Annotated in this window: 20 protein-coding genes; 5 read left to right on the top strand and 15 right to left on the bottom strand. The window is 41.5% G+C overall.

Features of this window, described 5'->3' with window-relative positions; translation table 11 throughout:
* Nucleotides 1–45 precede the first annotated feature (45 nt).
* From AABK37_RS11020 to AABK37_RS11005, 4 genes are all read right to left on the bottom strand, one after another.
* Nucleotides 46–1,326, bottom strand: a complete 1,281-nt coding sequence (locus AABK37_RS11020) for a cation:proton antiporter domain-containing protein (protein ID WP_432551613.1) — start codon at nucleotides 1,324–1,326, stop codon at nucleotides 46–48.
* Nucleotides 1,327–1,781: 455 nt separating this feature from the next.
* Nucleotides 1,782–3,425: a condensation domain-containing protein gene (locus AABK37_RS11015; protein WP_432551612.1), complete on the bottom strand. Its 1,644-nt coding sequence runs from the start codon at nucleotides 3,423–3,425 to the stop codon at nucleotides 1,782–1,784.
* A 2-nt stretch (nucleotides 3,426–3,427) separates the two neighbouring features.
* Nucleotides 3,428–5,032, bottom strand: a complete 1,605-nt coding sequence (locus tag AABK37_RS11010; RefSeq protein WP_432551611.1) for a zinc-binding dehydrogenase — start codon at nucleotides 5,030–5,032, stop codon at nucleotides 3,428–3,430.
* A 208-nt stretch (nucleotides 5,033–5,240) separates the two neighbouring features.
* A complete protein-coding gene (locus AABK37_RS11005; RefSeq protein ID WP_432551610.1) occupies nucleotides 5,241–10,172 on the bottom strand; it encodes an SDR family NAD(P)-dependent oxidoreductase in 4,932 nt (1,643 codons plus the stop codon).
* 482 nt (nucleotides 10,173–10,654) lie between these two features.
* On the opposite strand from AABK37_RS11005, the gene AABK37_RS11000 reads away from it, so the two are divergent.
* Nucleotides 10,655–11,614 (top strand): glycosyltransferase family 2 protein, encoded by a 960-nt coding sequence (locus AABK37_RS11000; RefSeq protein WP_432551609.1) that lies wholly within the window; start codon nucleotides 10,655–10,657, stop codon nucleotides 11,612–11,614.
* 17 nt (nucleotides 11,615–11,631) lie between these two features.
* On the top strand, nucleotides 11,632–12,636 hold the full coding sequence (locus AABK37_RS10995) for a lysylphosphatidylglycerol synthase transmembrane domain-containing protein (RefSeq protein WP_432551608.1): 1,005 nt from the start codon (nucleotides 11,632–11,634) through the stop codon (nucleotides 12,634–12,636).
* 10 nt (nucleotides 12,637–12,646) lie between these two features.
* Here AABK37_RS10995 and AABK37_RS10990 read toward each other — a convergent pair whose 3' ends face one another.
* The 3 genes from AABK37_RS10990 to AABK37_RS10980 all read right to left on the bottom strand — a co-directional run bounded on the left by AABK37_RS10990 (nucleotide 12,647) and on the right by AABK37_RS10980 (nucleotide 17,273).
* Nucleotides 12,647–14,311, bottom strand: a complete 1,665-nt coding sequence (locus AABK37_RS10990; protein ID WP_432551607.1) for a hypothetical protein — start codon at nucleotides 14,309–14,311, stop codon at nucleotides 12,647–12,649.
* Nucleotides 14,312–14,314: 3 nt separating this feature from the next.
* Entirely contained in the window at nucleotides 14,315–15,478 is a 1,164-nt protein-coding gene (locus AABK37_RS10985; RefSeq protein WP_432551606.1) for a hypothetical protein, read from the bottom strand.
* A gap of 202 nt (nucleotides 15,479–15,680) precedes the next feature.
* Nucleotides 15,681–17,273, bottom strand: coding sequence for a hypothetical protein (locus AABK37_RS10980; protein ID WP_432551605.1), 1,593 nt, complete (start codon nucleotides 17,271–17,273; stop codon nucleotides 15,681–15,683).
* A gap of 177 nt (nucleotides 17,274–17,450) precedes the next feature.
* On the opposite strand from AABK37_RS10980, the gene AABK37_RS10975 reads away from it, so the two are divergent.
* A complete protein-coding gene (locus AABK37_RS10975) occupies nucleotides 17,451–17,732 on the top strand; it encodes a hypothetical protein (RefSeq protein ID WP_432551604.1) in 282 nt (93 codons plus the stop codon).
* Between the two features lie 147 nt (nucleotides 17,733–17,879).
* Here the strand turns inward: AABK37_RS10975 and AABK37_RS10970 are convergent, their stop codons facing one another.
* Nucleotides 17,880–18,749, bottom strand: coding sequence for a polyphosphate kinase 2 family protein (locus AABK37_RS10970; RefSeq protein WP_432551603.1), 870 nt, complete (start codon nucleotides 18,747–18,749; stop codon nucleotides 17,880–17,882).
* A 115-nt stretch (nucleotides 18,750–18,864) separates the two neighbouring features.
* A complete protein-coding gene (locus AABK37_RS10965) occupies nucleotides 18,865–19,341 on the bottom strand; it encodes a hypothetical protein (protein WP_432551602.1) in 477 nt (158 codons plus the stop codon).
* Between the two features lie 51 nt (nucleotides 19,342–19,392).
* On the opposite strand from AABK37_RS10965, the gene AABK37_RS10960 reads away from it, so the two are divergent.
* Complete coding sequence (locus tag AABK37_RS10960; protein WP_432551601.1) at nucleotides 19,393–19,521, top strand: hypothetical protein; 129 nt, start codon at nucleotides 19,393–19,395, stop codon at nucleotides 19,519–19,521.
* On the opposite strand, the gene AABK37_RS10955 is transcribed toward AABK37_RS10960, so the two are convergent.
* From AABK37_RS10955 to AABK37_RS10935, 5 genes are all read right to left on the bottom strand, one after another.
* Nucleotides 19,518–20,069: a peroxiredoxin gene (locus AABK37_RS10955; RefSeq protein WP_432551600.1), complete on the bottom strand. Its 552-nt coding sequence runs from the start codon at nucleotides 20,067–20,069 to the stop codon at nucleotides 19,518–19,520. The genes AABK37_RS10960 and AABK37_RS10955 overlap by 4 nt on opposite strands.
* A 56-nt stretch (nucleotides 20,070–20,125) precedes the next feature.
* Nucleotides 20,126–20,368, bottom strand: coding sequence for a regulatory protein SipA (sipA, locus tag AABK37_RS10950; RefSeq protein WP_039740023.1), 243 nt, complete (start codon nucleotides 20,366–20,368; stop codon nucleotides 20,126–20,128).
* 79 nt (nucleotides 20,369–20,447) lie between these two features.
* Nucleotides 20,448–20,813, bottom strand: a complete 366-nt coding sequence (locus tag AABK37_RS10945) for a DUF2237 family protein (RefSeq protein WP_432551599.1) — start codon at nucleotides 20,811–20,813, stop codon at nucleotides 20,448–20,450.
* A gap of 108 nt (nucleotides 20,814–20,921) precedes the next feature.
* Nucleotides 20,922–21,380: a DUF29 domain-containing protein gene (locus tag AABK37_RS10940; RefSeq protein WP_432551598.1), complete on the bottom strand. Its 459-nt coding sequence runs from the start codon at nucleotides 21,378–21,380 to the stop codon at nucleotides 20,922–20,924.
* Nucleotides 21,381–21,514: 134 nt separating this feature from the next.
* A complete protein-coding gene (locus tag AABK37_RS10935) occupies nucleotides 21,515–21,754 on the bottom strand; it encodes a hypothetical protein (protein WP_432551597.1) in 240 nt (79 codons plus the stop codon).
* A 51-nt stretch (nucleotides 21,755–21,805) separates the two neighbouring features.
* Between AABK37_RS10935 and AABK37_RS10930 the strand changes: the two genes are divergently transcribed.
* A complete protein-coding gene (locus tag AABK37_RS10930; protein WP_432551596.1) occupies nucleotides 21,806–22,186 on the top strand; it encodes a hypothetical protein in 381 nt (126 codons plus the stop codon).
* Here the strand turns inward: AABK37_RS10930 and AABK37_RS10925 are convergent.
* Nucleotides 22,183–24,519 (bottom strand): CHAT domain-containing protein (locus tag AABK37_RS10925; RefSeq protein ID WP_432551595.1); only part of this gene is annotated, 2,337 nt, incomplete at its 5' end. The genes AABK37_RS10930 and AABK37_RS10925 overlap by 4 nt on opposite strands.

The following is a 24,519-nucleotide window of genomic DNA, read 5'->3' as shown; positions in this document are numbered from 1 at the left end:
GCTATTCATCCCCACCGTCTTATACGGTGGGGAATTCCGCCACATTCAGGTTAAAACTACCCTTTCCTGGAAGAAGAAGGCAACCAACGGCGAAGCCATCAGCGTGGTAACAATCGCCATAATCACCATGATGGTGAATAGCGTCGGCGTGATTACGCCTTGCTCCAGCCCAACGTTGAGGATGATTAACTCCATCAACCCTCGTGCATTCATCAACGCACCGATTGTCGCCGAATTGCGCCAATTTTCACCCCCAAATCGCGCTGCCAGCATACATGACACCCCCTTACCGACAATGGCGATTATCAGGATAAGTACCGTGACAGCCCACAAGGTAGGTGTATTTACCAGACCAATCTGGGTGTTGAGACCAGAGAAGACGAAGAAGATCGGTAGCAAAAACGAGGTCGTCAAAAACTCAGTGTGTTTGCGAACCTGGTCGGCGAATTCGCCGCGTGGCATCACCGTACCCAAAATAAACGCGCCGAATATCGCATAGATGCCCGTCACATCGGTGAACCAGCCGCAGAACATCAAAACTATCAATAATAAAGTCAGCGTTTGTCTCGTCACACCCCCATCGTGCTTAGTCCGACGAGTGAAAATGGTAAATGCCGGACGCCCGACGAAGATCATAAATAGCACGTAGCCAAAGCCACCACCAATCGCCAATGCTGCAATACTTACTGAATTTTTAAGGCTCGCGAGGACAATCGCTAGCAAACACCAGGCGACGCCATCATCCAGCGATGCTGCCGCCAGCGCCAAGGTTCCAAGGCGGGTTTTGGCGAGACCACGTTCGTATATGATGCGAGCTAACATGGGAAACGCCGTAATTGTCATCGACGCACCCAGAAATAGCGCTGCTGCCCAGAGGCTAACCCCAGGTTTAAAGAAGTTCCCAGTACCGTACAATAACGGAGTTGCGATCGCACCTAATATGAATGGAGTTAAGATACCCGCTCCAGATAGCAAGCCCGCACTTTTTACATGGTGCTTTAGCACCTCAGTATTGAACTCCAAGCCGATCAAAAACATATAAAGCACCAGCCCAATCTGACTGATGGCAAAGAGAATCGACATTGATGGGTTCGGAATCTTCGTTGCCCCCTCAATCAAGATTGGAGCTTTGGGAAACAGCCATTGTTGAAACTCTGGCACGAGGAAGCCAAACAGTGATGGTCCTAACATCACACCGGCGATCATCTCGCAGACCACATCGGTTTGCCCAAGATAGCGACGCCCAATTATTGTCACAAGGCGACAAGTAGCCAAAATGAAGGTCAGTTGCAGTAATAGCTTAATTATCAGCTCAAAGTTTGACATGCTAATGCTCCAGTAAGGGTTTGAAACTCTCCGGTGCCAATGCTGCTTTATCAAGGGTAGTTAAATCAATAGCAAGAGAGACTGTCCAGCCATTAGATAAAGGTAGTAAGGTTAGTGGAGGATTGCTATCAATTAGTAGGGTTTGAAATACTTTTTAGAATAGCTTTGCTTCACGTCCTACGGTCTCAAATAGGGCTGTTCAGCTAAGGTCATAAAATTAGCTGATTCTTCTTAATTCCCTAAAAATATAAACCCTCTAATCTACCCTTTTTATCACCATTTTTTAGTAATATAAAAGCCACAGTTCCTGCTACTAACCAAAGTCCTCTTAATACCGTTAATAAGTATATCCTGAAAGGAGTATCAAGGGCGATCGCTCTTTTTGCTTGGGGGGAAGTTCAGCTTCAAGAAAACTTTTCGGTAAAGCTGAAATTGAGATGCGCTTACCCTGATTTTTACCGAACGGAAATCTTCCCAATTTCCATCATCAACTTCTCGAACTCGCTTTGACTTAACTCCGCATCCGGAAAGTCATGTGTACTATAACCACCTGTTTCTTCATCAGTTAAAAGTCTTAAATTCCTTAGCCTGTGTTCTGGTTCTGCGACAATACTTTGTAGCAGTGTTTGAAAATGCTGAAGCATTTGAACTATTGTCGATGCTTCAAATAAATCTGTTTTATATCTCAACCGACCTTTTATGCCTTCTGGGATATATTCCAGAATAAATTCTAAATCAAAAATTGCGGTTGGGGTCTCGAATTCTAGCGATCGCACTTGCAAACCACTTAATCCTAATCCTTCAACTGCCGTATCTTGCAGAGTGTACCATACCTGAAACAAAGGATTGCGACTCAAATCTCGTTTTATATTAAGCTCTTTTACTAGCTTTTCAAAAGGAACGTTCTGATTTTCGTAAGCCTCTAAAGTTACTTGACGCACCCGATTTAATAGTTCCAGAAAAGTGGGATTCTCACTCAAATCAAGCCGCAATACCAGAGTATTAATAAATAATCCAATTAGTGGCTCTGTCTCTTTGGGGTAACGGTTGGCAATTGGAGAACCAATAACAATATCTGACTGAGAACTGTAACGAAACAATAAAGTTGCCAAAGCCGCTAACAAAATCATATAAAGAGTAGCGCCAGACCTCTTGCTGAGATTTTTGAGCTTTTCAGTTATCTCTGTGTTTAACTGAAATGTCTCGCTATCTCCTCGCATACTATCTACTAGAGGACGATCGCGATCGCTCGGCAATTCTAACAATGCCGGTGTCCCAGCTAGTTTTTGTTTCCAATAGTCTAGCTTGGGTTTTAAGATATCTTCTTCAAGCCATTGGCGTTGCCAAACCGCAAAGTCGGCATACTGGATTGGCAATTCTGCTAAAGGTGAGGGCAAGTCTTTTGCAAAGGCTTGATATAAAGTAGACAATTCTTTAATAAAGATTGCTGTAGACCACCCATCAAAGACAATATGGTGTATAGTCATAAGCAGAACGTGGGACTGCGATCCCAGTCGCAACAGCATATTCCGCACCAACGGTCCGTTGACTAGATCAAACGTTCGTGATATTTCTTCAAGAGCTAACCGTCGCACTTCAGTAGCTTTTTCCGCTTCTGAATACTGCTGCAAGTCGATGACAGGCAATTTTATGGTTAAGCTGGAGGCGATCGCTTGCACTAGTGTACCATTTACTAACTTGAAAGTAGTACGCAATATCTCGTGACGCCTGATGATTTCAGCTAAGGTTTGTTCTAGAGCTTTGACATTTAAGTTGCCATTTATCTCTAAGACCGTTGACAAATTATAAGCAGCGTTACTTCCTCCTTCTAATCTATCTAGAAACCAAAGTCGTTGCTGAGTCCAACTTAAAGGCAGGTCTTGACTTCGGTCAACTAAACGAATAGAAGGAGTTTCTTCTAACGCCGCTTGCGCTTGCTGCAAGTATGCTATGAGGTCTTGCTTGCGAGTTGTCAATTCAGCCCGTAATTCTGGTGTGAGCATTTTCTTCGGCGCATTACATCGCAGGCGATCGCCTTCTACCCAAACTTTGATGTCCTGCTTTTCCAAGTCTGATAAAAAATCGGAACTGCTTTTCATAGTTAGATTTCTATTTCTTCTCTGTCTGTCATATCGCTGGTGTCTTTTTGCCCCCGCTCGGCAGAAATCATTCCTTCAATATTATTAGCCATCTGGGTAATAGTAGGAGCTTCAAACAAACTAGCCAAAGATAACTTTACAGAAAAAACCTCACGCAATCTAGCAATTACTTGCGTAGCCAGCAAAGAATCGCCACCTAAATCTAAAAAGTTATCATGAATCCCCACTTGCTCAATTCCCAAATAATCTTGCCATATTTTAGCCACCTTTTTCTCAACGTCGGTGCTAGGGGCTATGTAAGCATTATTTAGTTGAGGGCGAGGATGGGCAACTGAGGATACTGGTGCTGCTGCTGATTGTGATTCTTTTAAGAAAATACCTCCTGCACTCTGTGTCGCTTGCTTTAGCCTTGTTGTCAAATCGGCAGTAGATACTACAACCTGGGGTAGGGTACTGCCCAAAATTCGTCTAAAAGCTTCTACACCTTCTTTCGGCAATATCCCTTTACTTAACTCTCTTTCACGACTGCGAGAACTGACAGCCGCAACAGACACGCGCCCATTTTTTTCCTGACTTTTATGTTCTGCTAGTCCGGGGAAAGACACCACAATCTTCCCGATATGTTTCGCCCGCGCCATATATCCGAAAGCCTCATCCACCGACATTGCCGAGAATACCTTAACCGGAAGCGGACTAAAACTCCCTTTGTCAAATTCTTGGACGATCTCTCGAAAAATAGAACTAAATTTGGGAAGTTCAGGTCCCACTAACAGGGCAAATAAAGATAAACCTTTCTTAAATGGTTCTAGACCAAATTGACTATTACTGTATATATCCCGCATCCCTATTTCTATGAAGCGTCCGTAGGGAGCCATAATCGCAAAGTTCTTGGCTATGAATTCTCCAGCCAAGCAATTCAAAATTACATCTACACCTCTATCGTTGGTGTATTGCATCACTTCATCCGCAAAATCCAGAGACCGGGAATCCATAATACACTCTATCCCCAGTCCTTGCAGAAATGCGCGTTTTTCTGGGTTGCCAGCCGTTGCCAAAATTTCTGCTCCCACCCACTGAGCCACCTGTACAGCTGCCATTCCCACGCCTCCTGTGGCAGCATGAATAAGAACTTTCTCTCCACGTCGCAGTCTTGCCAATTCTATTAAGCCATAGTAAGCAGTCATAAAGGCTACTGGTATGGTTGCGGCTTCTTCTATACTGAGGAACTTGGGTTTTTTAACAATTAATTCTGTAGAACTTGTTATATACCTACTAAAACAGTTGGAACCAAAGGCTATTACTTCGTCTCCAATCTCCCAGCCTTCAACTTTATCTCCCAGGTTGACTATTTTTCCCGCACATTCCAAGCCAAATCTAACGGGGGCATTTGGTTCCACCGGCATCGTTCCCAACGCTCGGAGTACGTCTTTGAAATTCAAACCCGCTGCCAGAACTTCTATTTCTACTTCCCCATCTTTGGGTTGGACGCGGGGGACTGACTGAAATTTGAGGGTGTCCAGCAGTCCGATGTTGGCAATTTCCAATGCATAGTTTTCACTTTCATGAAAAAACTGTTCTTTTTCTGTTTTTGGTTCTATTGCTATCATATTTAATTTCAAGCTAAAGTTAAGTTTATTACTCTTGACTTTTTGTGCTGTTTGGGTTTATAATCCCTTCCCGCTCGAAGAATACCTATTTAACGAACCGCGAAGACACGTTCGCGTAGCGTCTCCGAAGGAGAAGGACACGAAGGAGGAAGAAAAAGAAGATAGGTAATTTTGCAGCGGGAAGGGAGTAATACTTGGAATCGAGGTGTTATTTGCTTCCATCGATCTTCCTCAAAGTATAGTCTTCAATCTCCACCATCACTACTCCCATTTCGTCTGCGATGGTAACATTCATTTTCAAACTGGACGATTTACCATTAACTGGCTGTCGCGTAATATAGCTGTAGACTTTTTCTGATATCGGTCTAGCGATCTTGACTTTTTTATAAGAAAACGGCAGGTAAGCGCCATCTTGATTTTTTAAGCCCATGAAACCGGTAGCCGTGTCTAATAAAGCTGGGTGTAATTTATAATCTTTGATGTCAGCCATAAAGCTTTCGTTCAGTTCCAGAAAGGCTAATCCCTCATTTTGACCAAACTTTACCCATCTTAGATTGTCCCATCTCGGACCGAATTCTATCAAACCTGCTTGCGGTTGCTGTGCTGAAATGGGGGTTTGTTTCTGTTCTGGAAATTTTGCTTCTAGTTTTTGGATCGCAAGTTGTGTAGTCTCTACTTCTAGGCTGACAATTTCTCCAACACAATGTTTTTGCCACTGCTGTGAATGGGAATTCAATTTGCTGACTATCTCAAATTCCCACTCATTTCCATTTTTAGTAATAATTGTTCTTACTTCTTTCTCTTCATCTGCTTTCACAGTTAATGGAGTCAAGAAAAATACTTCCCGCAGTTCAACGGTTTCGCTACTCGTTTGGTGTTCAAAAGCTGCCCTCGCCATTTCTAAGTATGCAGTTCCCGGAATAGTTGCTTGTCCCATGACAAGATGTTCCTGGAGTATCCAGTTTTTACTGATACTCATGTTAGATATGTATATTTTTTTGTTGCTTTCATCTACTCCCATAACGCTATCGAATAACGGGTGAGCGATGTGTGAGTAATTAACTTTTGTTTCTGCTGGTTTTTCTGCCGTTGCCGCTGCCATGCCAACTTCCTGCCAAGCATCCCAGTTTATAGATACTGTGAATGTACCTTTGGAGTTTTTATACTGAGCGAATGCGTCGAGAAAAGCATTGGCAGCACAATAGTCAACTTGACCCAATACAGGGATAACGGAATTTAGTGAAGAGGTAACAACAAAGAAATCTAGCTGAGTATCTTTAAGAAGGGCATCGAGAATAAGAGTACCCCTTACCTTGGGAGCGAGAATTTTTTCAGCCATTTCTCGTGTTTTTTGCTGAATCAAGCCGCCACTAGGCACCCCGGCGGCGTGGATGACTCCGTTGATTTTACCAAAATGTTGCTTTGCTTGTGCGATCGCCGATTGCATCTGTTGAAAATCAGCAACGTCTGCACGCAAGGGTAAAACCTCAGCGCCAAATTTTTCCAGTTCTTGCAATTTACGAATTTTGCGACTAACGCTTTCTGCTTCGTCGTGAGTCGCCAACCACTCTGACCACTCGTTTCGTTCCAGAAAAGCCGATCGCCCGATCAAAACCAGTTTTGCTTGTACTGTCTGCGCCAGATATTCTGCTAATACGAGTCCAATACCTCCCATTCCACCCGTGACGAGATAGACCCCTCCTGGAGTTAATCGTTGTATCCCCTCATTTGGTTTGTCTTCCAAGGGTATGGGTGCAAAAGTTTGTACCCAACGATGCTGTCCTCGGTAAGCGATCGCTTCATCAGAGGAATGAATTCTCAACTCGGTCATCAGTTGGTCTATCGTTTCCTGATACTGCTCGGTTCCTGCTATATGAATTTCTACATCAATACTCCGACAGTTAAAAGTAGGGTATTCCTGGGGAATGGTTTTCACAGACCCTACGATTGTTGCCTGTTCTGGACGCAACCGTTCTTGTCCGGTGACATTTTGCAAGTTATTGGAGACGACTGCCAGTTGAAAATCATCATTTAAGTTCTGTTTGCCCAATGCTTGAGCGAGGAACAGCAGACTATAAAAGCCTCGATCTAAAACTTCTTCGATTTTCTCAAAGGAGCACGGGGGGTGGTCATCTCCTACCAAACTCCACAGATGCACGATTGTTTTGGGAATTGTCGGTAGTTCTGCGAACAATCTCTCATAGTCCTTGATTTCTCTTGGATTAATCGCATACAAGCGATCGTGCAGCTTGGTAAAGGATTCTCCAATCTTAACGGCGATCGCCTCGATACTTTGTTCTTGTAGCTGTTTCGCCAGTTGCTCGCCCAAACCATACTCATCAATAAACAGTAGGACGCGATCGGGCAGTTTGCCCTGTTTAGCCGCTCCGGGCAGAGACCTGTTCCAAGATGGGATGTAAAACCAATCGGTAATATCTTGCTTTTTACCTTCTTCACTAGGTTTGATCGGTTGACCAATCTTGTGTGACTGTTTTTGAGGTGAAATCCAGTAACGCTGGCGTTCAAAGGGATAGGTAGGCAATGGCAGACGATGGCGTCGCTCCCTAGTGTAGAATTGTTCCCAATCCACGTTTACCCCAGCCAACCATAACTTGCCCAAAGTGTCAAGTAAAAAAGCTTGATCTGCCTGTTCTTCTTGAGGATGACGCAGCGACGTTAATACTAACTGTGCTGTAGACTTATCTGGATGTCTTTTAGCTAGGGTACTCAAGGTTCGTCCGGGTCCGACTTCTAGCAATACTCGATCTGGATCTTGCAATAAAGAAAGCAAACCTTCTGCAAATAGCACCGTTTCACGCAGATGTTGTACCCAATAGTTAGGATCTGTCGCTTGCGTTACTGTAATCCATGTGCCAGTTAGGTTGGACAAGTAGGGAATTTTTGGAGGCTGAAGACTAACTTGTTTTACCCGCCTTGCAAAGCGGTCTAACATCGGGTCCATCATCCAGGAATGAAAAGCATGGGAAGTGTTCAGCCGACGACATTGAATATCTTGAGATGCGAGTTGTTTTTCTAAAGCCTCGACTGCTGCAACAGGACCTGAAACCACGCAACTAGACGGAGAGTTAATTGTTGCTAATGATAGTTCTGTTCCTAAGGCGGCTTTTACTTTTTCTTTTGGTAGAGGAATAGAAAGCATAGCACCGGTGGGCATTTCCTGCATCATTTTCCCACGAGCCGCCACCAAAGATAAGGCGTCTTCTAAAGAAAAAACTTCTGCTATACAAGCTGCTACATATTCTCCAATACTATGACCGATCGCCGCTTCTGGCTGCACTCCCCAAGCCTGCCATAGCTGCGCCAAGGCATATTCGATTACGAATAGAGCTGGTTGTGCTATTTTTGTTTGTTTGAGTTGTTGGGCTGCAACCTCGACTTTTTCCGCACTCGGATAGAGTACCGAGCGCAAATCCAGTCCTAGTTCCGGCAGCAATAATTCCGCACAGCGATCGACTTGCTCTCTAAAGATTGATTCGCTCTCGTATAATTCCCGCCCCATGTTAACATACTGAGAACCCTGCCCAGAAAACATATACACACATGGTCGTTCTTTGGGTTCGATATTGCTGGTAAAAACTTGTGTTGGTTCTAATTTACTTAGGGCGATCGCCGCTTCATCAAGCTGCTGACAAACAAGCATACGTCTGTAGTTAAATGCTTGGCGACCCATACTCAGAGTATATGCTACGTCCGCGATGTTCAGTTTTGGTTCTTGCTGGAAATAGGCTGATAAATTTTTTGTGCTTTGCTCTAGGGCATGACTTGTTTTCGCTGAAATGACTATAATTTGCCAGGGACGTGATTCAGTAGATGCTTCTTGAGGCAGCGCTTCTTCTAAGATAATATGGGCGTTAGTGCCTCCAATCCCAAAGGAACTAACCCCAGCGCGGCGGGGAAAACCATTCGTTTCCCATTTCGACAAGCGATTATTAACGTAGAAAGGACTATTGGCAAAATCAATCTTAGGGTTTGGCTTTTCAAAATGTAAGCTAGGAGGTATTGTTTTGTTCTTCAACGCTAATACCGTTTTAATCAAGCTCGCGACACCCGATGCTGCATCCGTATGACCTATATTAGTTTTTACTGAGCCGATCGCGCAGAAGTTTTTCCGATCCGTCTTTTCCTTAAAAGCTTGTGTCAGTGCTGCTATTTCAATGGGATCGCCCAAATTTGTTCCCGTGCCGTGGGCTTCAATATAGGTAATTGTTTCTGGATCGACTCCTGCCACTGCCTGAGCTTCCGCAATAACCGCTGCTTGACCGTCTATACTAGGAGCTGTATAGCCTATTTTCAAGGAACCATCATTATTAATAGCCGATCCTTTGATTGTCGCGTGGACGCAATCTCCATCGGCTAGAGCATCTGAGAGTCGTTTCAGAACAACAATTCCTACAGCATTTCCGCCTACAGTCCCTCTTGCTTGGGCATCAAAAGCCCGACAATGTCCATCTGGCGATAAGATCATTCCTTCTTCATACAAATGACCTACTTTGTGAGGAACTCGCGCCGACACCCCACCGACCAAAGCCATATCGCATTCACCATTGAGCAAACTCATGATAGCCAGATGCACTGCTACCAATGATGTAGAACACGCCGTTTGCACGTTTACGGAAGGTCCTTTCAAGTTCAGCTTGTAAGACACTCGCGTCGGCAAATAATCTTTATCGTTGGCTGTCACCAGTTGGTGCAGATTAACTAACTCCAATATATCTGGATTTTGATAAATATTATTAATTAAATAAGTGTTTATACCTATGCCCGCATAAACGCCAATTAGACCATCATAAGTTTCTGGGTTATAACCTGCCTTCTCTATGGCCTCCCACGCACATTCTAAGAACATGCGTTGTTGTGGGTCCATTAATTTAGCTTCGCTGGGACTAAAACCAAAGAAACTGGCATCGAACATATCTATCTCAGACAGCACTCCACCAGATCTTATATAGTTGGGGTTACTCAACAACTCTGGTTTTACACCTTCAGCTAACAACTCCTCATCTGAGAACCAAGAAATAGATTCTACACCATGAAGCAGGTTCTGCCAATATTCTTCGATATTTTTTGCTCCCGGTAAACGACCTGACATGGCGATTACTGCTATTTCTAAATTGTTCATTATTGTGCTTTTATCTATAAAACGAACGAAATCTGGAAGTATATCTTGACCGAAAATTGAGGCAATATCAAGGTTTTCTTCTTGAAACTTAGTAAGCGAGCAGAACGTTCCCTGTCTAGTGAAACATTATTCGATATTTAAGTGTTATTTGCAATCCCAGATAAGACAGTTAAGACAGATAAGACAGTTAAGACAGATAAGACAGTTAAGCAAGACAGTTAAGACAGTTTAGACTGTAGCAATACAGGGCTGTATTGCTACAAAGTGTACTGGGCTAATTTTCCGACTTTTTTTGCCGTCGAACTCAGGTGTATAATATCTTGGTCGATCTTTGTTTTTGTGTATCATTCGCAAGCTCTACGCAAACAGAACCGTTATTAACTACAGGTAGCGTAAAATGGGTACTGCCTATCTTACATTTAAAACGGAGCGTATAAATCCTGATTGAGTAAAAAAAATTCTCATTTCAAGTTGCCAATCAAATGACAAAACTGATTATCCAAATTCCCTGCTACAACGAAGAAGAAACTCTAGGAATAGCTTTGAAAGAACTGCCGCGTCAATTATCTGGAGTCGATACCGTCGAATGGTTGGTAATCAATGATGGCAGTCGCGATCGCACAATAGAAGTAGCAAAATTACACGGGGTCGATCATATCGTCAGTTTCCCCCAAAACCAAGGTCTCGCCAAAGCTTTTATGGCTGGGCTAGAAGCATCTGTCCAAGCCGGGGCAGATATTATTGTGAATACAGATGCAGACAATCAATACTGTGCTGCGGACATTCCGAAATTAATTGGACCTATTCTTCTAAAAAAAGCAGAAATAGTAGTAGGAGCCAGATCGATTCAGACAAATCCTGAATTTTCTCCATTCAAAAAGCTACTACAAAAATTAGGAAGTTGGGTAGTACGCATTGCTTCTAATACCGATATTCCCGACGCTCCTAGCGGTTTTCGTGCTTTCAGTCGTCAAGCCGCTATGCAACTCAATGTTTTTAATAGTTATACCTATACCCTTGAGACAATTATCCAAGCAGGGCAAAAAGGAATAGCAATTACTTCAGTACCGATTAAAACAAATCCGGCGTTACGCCCATCTCGTCTAGTACGGAGCAATTGGAATTATGTCGTGCGATCGTTTTTTACGATTCTCCGCATTTTCATGCTGTACAAGCCCCTGCGCTTCTTTTTGTTATTGGGAAATATCCCCTTGGGCGCGGGTATTATTTTAGGGATTCGCTGGCTAATATATTTCTTTATGGGTAGCGAAAGAACCCGCGTTCCCAGCTTAATTCTTGCTGCTATCTTGATTATCATTGGCTTTCAGTTGTGGCTCTTTGGTCTGGTTGCCGACTTGATAGCAGCTAACCGCAAACTCCTCGAAGAAATTCAACAGCAAAGGCGCTGGAATAATACCACCGAATCAATTCACAATTCCTAAATAGAGTTGAATAAAGAATGACTAATCAACAATCAATACAAAAGACAGGAGCCACAAAAATTATATCTTTAATTGTTAGTTTATTGATTCTAGGAGCAATCTACTGGAAGATAGACTTGCATCAATTAATAGAGGTATTTAAGAATTGTCAGAGTGGGTGGATGGTAGTTAGTCTAGGCATGGTTGTACCCTTAACAATGTTGACTTCCTGGCGACTACAACAACTCATGCCAAGAGGACAAACTTTAGGATTTGGCGAAGCCAATCGCTTAATCTTAGCAGCTAGCGTCTTAAATATGTTATTGCCCTCAAAAATGGGAGACATTGCCAAAGCCTATTTTATGAAGCAGCGAGGACATTTAGATGGCTCTCTGTCTCTATCCTTAGTTGTTTTTGAGAAAGCTTGCGATTTATTATCCTTGCTACTGTGGTGTGCATTTGGTTTAATACTTTATCCTGCTAAAGATTGGTTATTTTGGATAATGACTAGCAGCGTTGCTTTCGGACTGGTGACAGGTATCTTATTACTGAGTTCCTCAAAAATTTCTCAGAGATTTTTCAATATAGCGGTGAAAATAGCTCCAAATAAAATTGCTTCTAAACTAGAAAGTTTACAGGTATCTTGGCTAGAAATGCAAAATTATTTCTGGAGCAACAAGGAACAGCTAGCTAAGATAACTATGGTTTCTATTTTTATCTGGTTTCTACACCTATTACAAATTTGGTTATTTATCCTAGCACTGAAAGCATGGACACCGTTTTTAGCAAATCTAGCCCTTTCACCTCTAGCAATTCTAGCAGGTTTACTGCCTTTAACTTTTGCGGGAATTGGAACTCGTGACGCGGCTTTAATCGCTTTTTATCAGCCTTATTTCGATGCCCCTACAGCTGCGGCTTTAGCGCTACTTTGTACCTCACGCTATTTGTTACCTGCCCTTGGCGGTTTGCCCTTTTTGGGACAATATTTAGTTAAAGACTCTCAAGAATATCAAGTATCACAAGGGCAAGAAACTGTAACTTAATTGCTTCTTATTATACTTCTAATGTCGATGTCCATTTAACGTAATTACTGCCCTCTATTTCTTGACAAATCCATTCATGTGCTTGGACAAAAGACGATCTAATCAGCAGACCTTTACCATTATCTTCAAAAGAACGCGGCAAGAGAACGTGAACGCGCAGATGGGTGCTAGTATGAAAGGCTTGACGATGTAAATTTGCATCTTGTAAACCTTGGTAAAAATCACCACTAGTAATCATTGCTCTTCCTGGTAAATCTAAGGCTGTAATCGGCTCTGGTAAATACCAGATGTCTGTTTGCTCGTTAAAATCTTTGACTAATTCTGTCCGAACCCTAGCTAAGTCTTGAGAAGCTAACCAAGGGTTATAAATTTGGCTGGAAGCAGGTGTATAATGAACGGACGTTTCCAGCGCTTTAACAATAATAGAGGTACTACTATAAGCCAGAGGAATAGCAAGATAAAAGATAGCAGCAATGCACAAAGAACCTTTGATTAAAAAGCTATTAGACTTTTTGTGCCATAATTCATATCCCGATTGTAACGCTACAGGTAAAATAGCCAGACTTGCTGGGACTACATGACGTGCCTCGTAACTAACAGTTGCACCAACTGACCAAATACCAAATATAGCTGCCATACTGGTAAAAAATACAATTTTAGCTAATAAGCTGGCTTCTGGTAATGCCCGATCGCGTAAAATCAACCATAGCAATAATATGCCTCCGGGAATGCCGATTAAACCTATCCAAAGCGAACTTGGAGCAATGGAATGTTGAAAATTAAGGAGCATTTTCCAAAGTAATTCGGCATCGGTCATAGCTAGTGCAGGATTAGCTATCACATAGATAAAGTTTTGCCATTTTAAGCTAATTATTTTAGCTGTAGCTGTAATAAGATTTGCTGTTTCCCCTAGATTCTGGTTGACTAAGTTGAGAGTTAACAAGGGAATACCACAAAATAAGCAGACTAATACATAAGCTGTTAATTTACTAATTTTTTGCTGGCGTGAATTGTTATTAGTAATGCATTGAAATCCTAGATAAATTAACGCTCCTAACACAACAAATAAGAGTGAGTATTTTAGGATATAGCCAAAGCCGAGAATTAAACCGATGACAGGCGAAATGACTAAATATTTGACAATATTTTTTATAAAAGTAGTTTCATTATTCAAATATTTACTAAATTGATAAGTAATTAAAATCAACCAAGGAGCATAAGCATAAACTAGAACTTCGGCAGAATACTGAAACAAAGCATGATTGCCACAGCGCAGACTAGGAATAGTAAGAGCTAGAATTACCCCTATCCAAATAGGAAAATCAAACAAAGAAAACCAACAAATCCAACCTAAAGAACCTAGAATAAAGCTAGCGATCGCAATTATGCGGATACTAATACCCACTGGTATTCCCTGTGCCATCAGCGGATAGGCTAACAAATTAGTTCCAGGAGGCCACCAAGTAATCCATATAGCTTTATTAACAGCAAGGTCATCATAACTAGGTCTTACTAGATGATTAAACGACGGGGAGTCTCCAGCGATAAACTGTTGTAACGCCTTCATCTGCCACGCCGAATCGCTATAAAGACTCTGAGGATTCTTTAGAGCTATAAATATTAACAATAAAATCGGTATGATTGTCAAAAAAAGTAAAATTTGCCGAGATTTCATAACTTAATTAGTATTTGCTATCGGATGAATTTTTTCATAGTTATTTATATCTTTAAAAAGCTGCTCTGCGATAATTTGATTTCCTGATTCAGTAACATGAGCAAAGTCTATATAAACAGATTTATCTGTTGAAAATAAATCTGTATAATCAAATATCCAGTCATACCCTCGCTCGTGAATAATATTTTTAATAATTGGATATACAGCTTTATACTGCTCTTCAAATTTATTAATTTTATATACTTCTAAAGACTCTAAATTGTCTAAGCTTAATGTTCCAATAAAAGCAACAGGCTGGAGTACTGCAAAAAAAATTATACCTCGTGCTACTGCAATATCATGAGCTATTTCCCAATTATTAACCAAAGTTACAGCAACTTTTTTTGCTTTTTCTTCTTGTCCGTCACAAATTAAATGTTTATTTTTTGTATCAGAACTATTGATATTGATTACATGAGAAATAGCCGTAGCTAAATTTAGTGTTCCTCTAATAAATAGGATATCTAAATATTTCTTCAAAAAAATATTATTGGATGCTAAACTATTTTCATCCAAGATTTTTATAAATTTATCTGTATATACATGTTCATTGATTTTAAGCTCTTTTCTGCAAGAAGTTTGAACATCATTGATTCCATCGTAGAAAATTGCTGTATTTATCTTTTCATCATCAGCGCTCAGATTAATAAATTTAGCAAGTGATTGACGACTGATAAAAGCAGATTCTCCTTTATTGGAGGTGGGAAGTCCAGAAATTGTATTAAATAAAGCTGGCAGAGTTCCTTCATCCGAAACTCCTGAACCCCATACTGTCGAACCACCAAAGAAGTAAACTCTTTTGTCTAAATTTTCCTGAGATACTTTATTAAAGTGTATGCGATCGCCATTAGCATCAATGTTAGTTGTTAATCCCTGGAAAGGTTTTATTGACCACCCAATAAATGGTTCATACCTAGTTTGGAGTTGTTGAAACTCTCGATAGATATTTTTTTGGGTTAAATCTCCATTTTTCATAGATTTAGGGAGACCAATTGGTTGCTCAAACCCGATGGCATAAGCAACTTGTGAAGATATAAACAATATGACATTACTCAATAAATTAATGCTAAATATTAAAACTAAAGTTAGTGCAATGTTCAGCAAGACTAGCCGAGAATTAATCTTCATAATTTTATTTTCAAACAAGGTGTAAAGAAAAGGGGCGATAGCGTTCCCTACGGGATGCTCCGCACTCCAAGGAGCGTCTGCTGAAGCAGTATTTTTTTCGTGACTTTAAGAACCATCATAAATCCTTAATGAGTCCAATGGGTTGCATAACTTTGTAGACAAGCTTTAGGACTTTTTGTAGCCTCAATTCCCGGAGTTAAATTTAAAGATTACGCTCCAATTTTAACGGTTGACCGGGGGCTATTTGTTCAATTTTCTCTGTAAGGTCAATCCAGGGTTGCAATTGACCTATTTGGAAAGTTCGGCTCATAACTACATAAATTGAGGTTTGGTCGCAGCCAATGCCTGCGCTAACGACATTTTCCCAAGATTCTGCTTCCAGTTGGTCTATGACGTACCAATTGCCATTTTCCCAGCGCAATTGGCGATGAAAATGGAAAGGGGCTTTTTTCTTACCTGTAATCAACATTTTTTGCAGGAATTTGCGAATTAAGTTAGGAAATATTCGCCCAAAACTCAGCATAACCACTCGGAGCAATAATAAATTTATCCTTGTCATTTGCTTTTGTTTAGCCCAACCGAGTTGTCCCTGAATAGAAACTTCGTCATCTGTCAAATGGACTTGATAAGAATCTATCAGATGAGCCACTGCATTTTTAATGGTTTTGCCCTCCCTTACTTGCAGGGAGAATTGGGTATCAGAAGCCACAAGCTTCGAGCCGCGAAAGAGTTTGAATACTCCGCCTTTGTTGAGTGCTAAATAAAGTTCGGTGTCTTGACGACGGTCAATCAAAATTTGGGCTTCTTGCAACCAAAGGCGACCTGTAGGTCGTGGGGGTAGTGGGGGTCTATCGAGGACAAAATCTCGCCAAGCTAATAAGTAATTCCACGTATGATGACCAATAATGTGGTCGTCAGCGTAACATGGCGTTTTCCCATTAGCAAGTCCGACGATAAAACTGTCATTAATGTGTAAAGCTTTGGGCATCCATTTCCCAACCAACTCGAAACCGTGAGGGAAGAAATTGTAGGTGTTGCGGCTGGTATATTCGCCTCCAAAAGAACCATCGGGATGAACGAAATGTGCGGCTAAGTCAACAGCTTTAGTAATCGCATCTTTTAGCTTTGTTGTTGGTCTAAATTCATAAATCCTTGCCAGACAGGAAATTGTTAAGGTGTGATAACCTGGATCGCAACCTTCATATTCCTGAAACCAGCCTTCGGGGTTTTGCCAAGACAATACCTTTTCTAAGCGTTGCTCTTTAATTGCATCCCATTTAGCAGTAGACAACAGCCTTGAAACCAGTTCCAAACACAGTACAATTAAGGCTTGGTGGTTGGTTAGCCGTCCGCTTTCATGGTGATGAGCTAGCCAATCAGCTCGCTTTTCCAAGAAAGTTAAAATCTTCGGGTTGTTGAGTCCGATGAGGGTGTAACTTTCAACGCAGGCTAGCAGGGAAAAAGCCGCTGCTCCCCCAGCTTTTTCGTAGGGAAAATAATCATCGCAGGAACCATCTTTGTGTGCGCTTTTGGCGGCGTAGAGAATACCAGCCTCTACCCATTCTCGGATTGTTGATTGGCGATAAAACGGGTTGTCTGGCACGTTGGTATCGTAAGCCAAAGCTAGGGGCAAAACGAATTCTTGCGCCATACCGCTGGGAAAATCAATGATTTTGTAGTGCCAAAAGTTGCGATCGAAACAACCGTAAGTTGGGCTGTGGGGATTGCGATCAAGCAAGGTTAATATTTTGGGTATTTGGGCGATCGCAAAGCTAGAAAATAGCTCTCTACTCATGATTATTAAAAATTAAGAAAAGCGAGATAGTCTCAAACATTAACAGAGATGTCAATTCTACTCCTGTAATTTATAGTCTTTGATGTCAGCCATAAAGCTAACGTGTCCAATATGGTCAAGCGTGCCAAGCCCAAACATAACGTAAAGTCTCTCATAAAAAGCTAGAGATAATAGCTGTTGAATAACCTCAATGTTGGGTTGAACAGCCCAGACATTTCTTTAGGAATAATATTTATATTTCTGGCTTACAACTTTTCTGGAATTTCCGAAAATCCCTTGGGCTTAATAGAAGGCGATCGCAACCGAACCGAAGAGAAGTGCAACCTCGGACTGGGGTGGTCTTTCTCGGCTGATTTCCAAATGCTATCAACTTCTTTGGTTGGCAGTGGTGGGTGCAGCTTGCGGCATAATCCTGTAAAAGTTGCTGTGGATCGCCGTCAAACTGCTGACCAATGCTAGTAAAATGATTGGAAGTACCAATTAAATAGGAGTGCAAGTTTTGCCCCGTTGGTATTGCGACCTCCTTGCGCGAACAAGTCGGCAGAGCCTTTCTAACGGACTGCTCACCAATTACCTTTTTCCCAATTACCCATGCCCCATTTCCACTCAATCCTCATTTTCTAATAATTGCTTTGCCTTGAGAAGTTGCCGGTGATGTTCTTCACTTACGGTGGGATATCTCAGATTAAGTTCTTTTAATTTGCTACAGATGATGTCGGCAACTACTAGACGTGTAAACCATTTGCGATCGGCAGGAATAATATACCAAGGTGCTGATTCAGTACTGGTATGATTAAAAATATCTTCGTAAGCTTGCATGTAATCATCCCAAAATGCTCTTTCAACCACATCGCTGGCAGAAAACTTCCAATTTTTTTCAGGCGTTTCGATGCGTGCTAAAAAGCGTTTTTTCTGTTCTGATTTAGAAACATTCAGAAAAAACTTTAAGATGATTATTCCATTATTTACCAAATATTTTTCAAAATTATTGATTTCCTCAAAGCGCTGCTGCCAAATTCGATTATCCTCAGGAATGTAGGGAAGTTGTTGCTTTTTCAGCAGTTCTGGATGCACGCGAACTACTAAAGTTTCCTCATAATATGAGCGGTTGAATATCCCAACTCGACCCCGTTCTGGCAAAGCTTTCATACTGCGCCAGAGATAATCGTGGTCAAGTTCTTCCGCACTCGGTTGTTTGAAACTGAATACTTGACATCCTTGGGGATTAACACCAGACATCACATGTTTGATAGTGCTATCTTTCCCAGCCGCATCCATTGCTTGAAAGATAACCAGCAACGCATAAGTGTTTTGAGCATAAAGAATATTTTGGTATTCTGCTAATCTTTCAACGTCTGTCTGCAATTTTATTTCTGCCTCAGCTTTATTTTGGTAATCATCCTTATAAGCTGGGTTGTAGTCTTTTTGCAAAGAAATCTTTGCTCCAGGTCGAACTATAAAAGCGTCATGATTCATAAGTAATAAATTTCAAATTCCAATACCAAGATACTATTTTGATTGCTTCACTTTAATTACAATTTAAAAATAATACCTCAAAAAAATTAATTTTTCTTTAATTCCCCCCTACTCCCTACTCCCTACTCTTTATTTTCAAAGGACGCATCGCTTCTCGACCGAGCATAAACATCCCCGCTACGCCTAAATTGACAAACCAAACATATTGATACCAGTATTGGCGAATCTGCTCAATTGTACTGAGTTCTGGGTGCAGCGTGTTTAAGTATAACAGCAACACAACAATCATCAGCGCCCCAAAGCCAATAAAGCTTAAACCAACGTGAATTCGTGGCGATCGCATTTCCCAATCGCTAATTTTCTCCAGATCAATCAACGCCAAATCTGTCAGCGAATCTTCTGCTATTTCTTGCAGTTCTTGCAATCTATTTCCCAACTTTGGCGGCAAAATCGGCATCAGTGTTGCTACGGTAGGGCGACGTAGCAAAGCTTCAGTATCCCGCAGCAATTCCAGTGGCTTACGAGTAGTTGCTTGAGCAAATTCTATATTATTTGTCGCACTTTCGCCTGTAGTTTTGCGTTGAAAATCCATAGCACCTGCTTGAATAAACCAGGATATCAATAGCGTAGCGAATCAGTGCTCTTGAGTGGGGAGTGGGGGGATAAGGAGACAAGGGGGACAAGGGGGACAAGGGGGACAAGGGGGACAAGGGGGACAATTTCTTTGTATTACCTATTACCTATTCCCTATTCCCTATTACCTATTCCCTAAGACGATTGCAGTTGTTCGAGTTTTGCGAGAACTTCTGTACTGTGAATGCTTGGATTGACTTTGACAAAAGTCTCGCGGAGGATGCCGTTTGGATCGATGATAAAGCTGTGGCGCATCGAGACAAAGCCAATCCAAGAACCGTAAGCTTTACTGACCGATCCGGTGGTATCAGCCAGTAAGGGAAATTTTAACCCTTCTGAATCACAAAACTCGGCGTGTGAATTAACGTCATCAGCACTGACACCGATAATTTGCGCGTTTTTTTCCACGTATTTGGGTAAGTCTTGCTGAAAACGACGCGCTTCGATGGTGCAACCAGAGGTGAAGTCTTTGGGATAAAAGTAGAGAACTGTCCACTTACCACGCAAGTCAGACAGAGAAATTTCACCATTGCCAGTGTTGGTTGGCAAGGTAAATAAAGGTGCGGGTTGATTAATTGCTGGGAGTTTACCTCCTAAAGCATTCGCAGTAGGGGTAAAATTCAACCAAGTAATGACAGCAAAGCAGCTGGCAAATAATATACTCAAAAAAGTGCGACGAGAAATCATGTGCAGACCAAAATTATAACTTTACATAAGTTTACAATTTTTGGTGACTGCTATTCTCACTCTTTGTGAGATATATCTGGGGTGTCTGTGCTTTCGATGTATTGGCTATCGAGGAGAAAGGTTCCCTTAGCAAAACGGATACCCCAATATCCTCCGGGACGACGGTCAATGACTGTCCCTTCTTCGCCTATGTGAATGACATCGGGGGGGCGCAGCATGGGCATGGGGTCAGCGGTTTTTACGTAGGGCGGTAGTGCTACAACTCGGACTTTACTATTAATGGCGAATTCTGTGGACATAGCTTAGGCATGAGGTTTTAGATTTGGTGAATATACTAAGTGGGCGATCGCTCAAGGAATAACGCAATAAATTGCGTTACTACTGATGGGCGTTTTTTTTCAAATCGTCTAGGGAAACGACTTCTAAAGCTCTAGCATGAGTTGCTGATAGTATAACTGGTGGAGCAACCCCAGCTTCTTCAGCTTCTTGCCAACGAGAAGCACATAAACACCAGCGATCGCCTGGTTTCAAACCAGGAAATTGATTTTCTGGATGTGGGGTACTCAAATCGTTGCCCCGGGACTTGGTAAACTCTAAAAATTCGGCTGTTACCTCAGCGCAAACAACGTGTACGCCAAAATCTTGACCACCTGTGCGGCAATATCCGTCGCGGTAATATCCAGTCATCGGGGAAGTGCAGCAAGACTCAAGTTCTCCACCAAGGACGTTTTTAGCTTCTGTCATTGTTAATTCCTTTCTCTAAAAGTCATAACTTGCTTTATTATCGCTTTTCTATCACATGAGTTACAAACAACGAGTTTTTCTGACAATTTTGCGTCAGTCCTAATTAAATTAATTAGGTAAAAACTCTTGATTCAAACATTCATCCGCAGTCAAAAAAGGCTCTACAGGAAAAGTATCAAGGGTTAACCCAGTTTCTAAAGCCGCTAGCTGACGTGCATCTTGATAACATTCCATAAAGTTTTCAGCGAAGTACTTTTTCAAACTTGGGCTATCTTGCAAATTTTTATTTAATCTGCGTCGATGTTCAAAGATAGTAGAAAGCCAACTATTAGTGCGTTTTTCTGACTGATATTTGTATTTCAGGAGGTGCATTAATAAAACTACTAAGTTGCTTTCTAAAGCTCTTTTTTCACTTCTCCCCATACTTTCGATTTCTTCAATCAAATTTGCTAAATCAACTTCAGCAAATTTACCTTCTTTTAACTGTCTAGCAGTCGTTTCTATCCACAGATAAAAATCTTGGTCGTAAAGCTTTGATGTAAAGACTGTTGGTTGAGGTGCTGTCATTTAATTTTTCAAGCTCTTAATATATCCACAATAACGTATAAGTAAAAAACTGTTAATCAGGTAAAAATGAGGTGCATTCATCTAATTTTTCCAACTCGCTAAATCCAACCATTACACCGACTACAAACGACAAATCAAAATGCCTGCGCTGTGGGAGGATGGGTGCTGTCATAGATGTAGGATGCTGTTTGCGGAAATGGCAAAGCAACAGAAGGGCTAGTAATCATACCAGAAAAAGGCGTTAAATTAATCGGCATCTCCAGGTGAATTTTTCTGGTTGTCCAAAAAATTTGCGCGATGGTGCGGTAGCACCCGCCTTTGGCGATCGCACAGAGTGCCCGTCGTAGACATCGCCACATCTCTAGATTAGACATTAGATGTATAATTGCTGAATACTTCGGGTACTTACTGGTTAAAATTATTAAATGATTACCGTTACACCAGAGGAAATTAATCAGTTTCGCAGCCAGTTAGCGGATAGTCCAGAGGCTTTAGCTGCTTTGGATGCCATAGAAGAGTGTCAGGGAAATTTGGAAGCAGCAGCACAGTTAATTGCTGTTGAGACAACCGACGCAGAAGTTAGCTTGAGGGGAGATTCAAATTATTTAGAGAAATTAGCCCAAAAACTCAGCAAAATCATCTGTCAGGAAGAATTTGACGACTTGATGACGGGAGTATTGACAGCTGCGATCGCCACCCTCGCGGCAAGTGGTAATATTCCCGTAGCCCTAGCAACTCCAGTGGTAATTTATGTTGCCAAAATCGGTGTGAAGCAGTTTTGTAAAGCTGCCAAACCTGAATCCTAAAGCCCTGTAGCTGTAAATCCTGCCCAGTAAAATGGTGCTGCAAAAGGGTGAGGTTTACGCTTGCAGGTTCTTTTTAATATCGCTTTTGCAACTGGACGCTTTTCTTCTGGGAGTTGAGCAAAGATTTCTTCGATTTGCGGCTGATATTTAACTAATAGTGCTTCAAATTCTTCTGTTGTTAAATTTCGCAACCACTGCTGTGCTTGATTGAGTGCTAAAGAGACACTATTTATTGTTTGCAGATTTTCATAAAATTTCATCATCAAAAACGATGTAGATAAATCGCTGACAGTCCACAAACTACTAACTACAGCTTGACTCCCAGCTAATAGAAAACCGCTAGGTAAACCAATGTATTCATCACTGGTATTTGTATAATCAATCAATCCAGTTTCGCACGCGGAAAGGGTGACGAGGCGACATTTTTCTAATTTGAGAGTGAAGATTTTATCTAGGGTAAGACATTTGTCTAAATCGTGGGTTTCCCCTGCCCGTAAATTCAGATAACGTTCTGTATTTGGTTGTGGAAGTGTGTCAGCTACGGGTGCATTTGCCAAAATTAGGGCTGATTTACCAGGATTTATTAAGTTAAAATATCCGTGACAGCTAAAGTGGGCGCAGTGATAAGTATTTAAGTCAGAATTATTAATTGCTGTGAGTGTCGCTGCTGTTTTTTTCAGAACGTTGGAAGTATTAAAGTAGCGTTGAATAACTTGTACTTCTAAATCGGTGTAATTCAGGTCTTCTGTGGGGTTTTGAATTGCAAATAGAGATTGAAAATCAGGACGTTTGCGCTGTTGTACCTGTTGCAGTAGTTGACAACTGGGTGCATAGCTAACACCACCAGCAAATAAATCCAGAAGACAAGACGAATTTTCAGAATTTTGATTGATTGGAATTGCATGAAGGGGGAATAAATGCAGGAATTGATGGGGAATTAGGATGAGTTGATCGCAGTGCTTTGGTATCTGGGTTAATATTTCATCAATGTGCAGAATCGAAGCTAATTCTTTGAGTTTTTCCCCTAAGTTATTCAGCCATTGGTCTTTTTGCTCGTAGTAGTTCTGTAAATATTGATTTATCCAATTTACCAAAGCTTCTAGGTCTTCTGGTTGGGATTGGTCAACTGTTACCTCTCCTTGTTTTGTGATAATAAACACCATAATTTTATCGTTGAGAATATACCACTCGATAATGGCTGTATGCTCATCCAAAGAACCTTGGAAGGAGTCAAATTTGAAACCATAACAAACAGGTAAGTATTGGTTTTGCAATTCATTACGCTGCTGTCGTAACTGTTGGAGATGTTGTGCTAGGTCTTGGGGATTTTCTGCTTTGCCATTTTGGATTTGATATTGTCCTACGGCTATTTCATCCCTGTATTTTTCTAATTGAGTGAATACTTCTGGAGGGAAGATGGTTTTAGAGTCACGTTCGAGGATTTGTTCAACTAAACTGCGGGTTTTACTACGTTCAACATATTCAATCGCTTCGGTAATATTAGCTAATTCCAGGCAAACTTCCACCATGCGGCTATAAACTTGGTTAAAGAATTCCGCTTGCTTGCGTTTGCTTTCCTCCCCAGAAACGATTTCTGACCGTAAAGATTCTACTGTGTCAATGGCAGATTTAAACTGATCGTAAGCTGAGGTAAACTGGTTACTGTTTTGGTAAGCAATTCCCAGTCCCCACAAAGATTGTGCATGGTTTTGAGGCAAAGCTTCTCTGGTGAAGACAGTTAAAGAAGCAGTAGAAGCAGCGATCACATTTTCGATATTCTCTGCCTTGTCTCCTTTGATTCTCTCGCTGTAGGCAGTTGCGAGATTATGTTGCGTCATTGCCCAATCAATAGGCAAAGCTTCCCTGGTGAAGACAGTTAAAGCAGCAGTAAAAGCAGCGATGGCATTTTCGATATTCTCTGCCTTGTCTCCTTTGATTCTATCGCTGTAGGCAAGTGCGAGATTATTTTGCGTCCTTGCCCAATCAATAGGCAAAGCTTCTCTGGTTCTGACAGTTAAAGCAGCAGTAAAAGCAGGGATCGCCTTTTCGATATTCTCTGCCTTGTCTCCTTTGATTCTCTCCCTGTAGGCATTTGCGAGATTATTTTGCGTTGCTGCCCAATCAATAGGCAAAGCTTCCTTGGTGTAGACAGTTAAAGCAGCAGTATAAGATGCGATGGCATTTTCGATATTCTCTGCTCTGTCTTTTTTGATTCTATCGCTGTAGGCAACAGCGAGATTATGTTGCGTCATTGCCCAATCAATAGGCAAAGCTTCTCTGGTTCTGACAGTTAAAGCAGCAGTATAAGATGCGATGGCATTTTCGATATTCTC

Origin of the sequence: Tolypothrix sp. VBCCA 56010 (genome assembly GCF_050875635.1) — a bacterium.
GTDB lineage: Bacteria > Cyanobacteriota > Cyanobacteriia > Cyanobacteriales > Nostocaceae > Hassallia.
This window is presented reverse-complemented; position numbering and strand designations above follow the sequence as displayed.

Excerpts from the sequence above, each read along its gene's own strand:
- AABK37_RS11020 (WP_432551613.1), bottom strand. The coding sequence starts at position 1,326 with ATGTCAAACTTTGAGCTGATAATTAAGCTATTACTGCAACTGACCTTC.
- AABK37_RS10945 (WP_432551599.1), bottom strand. The coding sequence starts at position 20,813 with ATGACAGAAGCTAAAAACGTCCTTGGTGGAGAACTTGAGTCTTGCTGC.
- AABK37_RS10995 (WP_432551608.1), top strand. The coding sequence starts at position 11,632 with ATGACTAATCAACAATCAATACAAAAGACAGGAGCCACAAAAATTATA.
- AABK37_RS10935 (WP_432551597.1), bottom strand. The coding sequence starts at position 21,754 with ATGTCTAATCTAGAGATGTGGCGATGTCTACGACGGGCACTCTGTGCG.
- AABK37_RS10940 (WP_432551598.1), bottom strand. The coding sequence starts at position 21,380 with ATGACAGCACCTCAACCAACAGTCTTTACATCAAAGCTTTACGACCAA.
- AABK37_RS10980 (WP_432551605.1), bottom strand. The coding sequence starts at position 17,273 with ATGAGTAGAGAGCTATTTTCTAGCTTTGCGATCGCCCAAATACCCAAA.
- AABK37_RS10970 (WP_432551603.1), bottom strand. The coding sequence starts at position 18,749 with ATGAATCATGACGCTTTTATAGTTCGACCTGGAGCAAAGATTTCTTTG.
- AABK37_RS10985 (WP_432551606.1), bottom strand. The coding sequence starts at position 15,478 with ATGAAGATTAATTCTCGGCTAGTCTTGCTGAACATTGCACTAACTTTA.
- sipA (WP_039740023.1), bottom strand. The coding sequence starts at position 20,368 with ATGTCCACAGAATTCGCCATTAATAGTAAAGTCCGAGTTGTAGCACTA.
- AABK37_RS11005 (WP_432551610.1), bottom strand. The coding sequence starts at position 10,172 with ATGAACAATTTAGAAATAGCAGTAATCGCCATGTCAGGTCGTTTACCG.
- AABK37_RS11010 (WP_432551611.1), bottom strand. The coding sequence starts at position 5,032 with ATGATAGCAATAGAACCAAAAACAGAAAAAGAACAGTTTTTTCATGAA.
- AABK37_RS10965 (WP_432551602.1), bottom strand. The coding sequence starts at position 19,341 with ATGGATTTTCAACGCAAAACTACAGGCGAAAGTGCGACAAATAATATA.
- AABK37_RS10955 (WP_432551600.1), bottom strand. The coding sequence starts at position 20,069 with ATGATTTCTCGTCGCACTTTTTTGAGTATATTATTTGCCAGCTGCTTT.
- AABK37_RS11015 (WP_432551612.1), bottom strand. The coding sequence starts at position 3,425 with ATGAAAAGCAGTTCCGATTTTTTATCAGACTTGGAAAAGCAGGACATC.
- AABK37_RS10990 (WP_432551607.1), bottom strand. The coding sequence starts at position 14,311 with ATGAAATCTCGGCAAATTTTACTTTTTTTGACAATCATACCGATTTTA.
- AABK37_RS10930 (WP_432551596.1), top strand. The coding sequence starts at position 21,806 with ATGATTACCGTTACACCAGAGGAAATTAATCAGTTTCGCAGCCAGTTA.
- AABK37_RS11000 (WP_432551609.1), top strand. The coding sequence starts at position 10,655 with ATGACAAAACTGATTATCCAAATTCCCTGCTACAACGAAGAAGAAACT.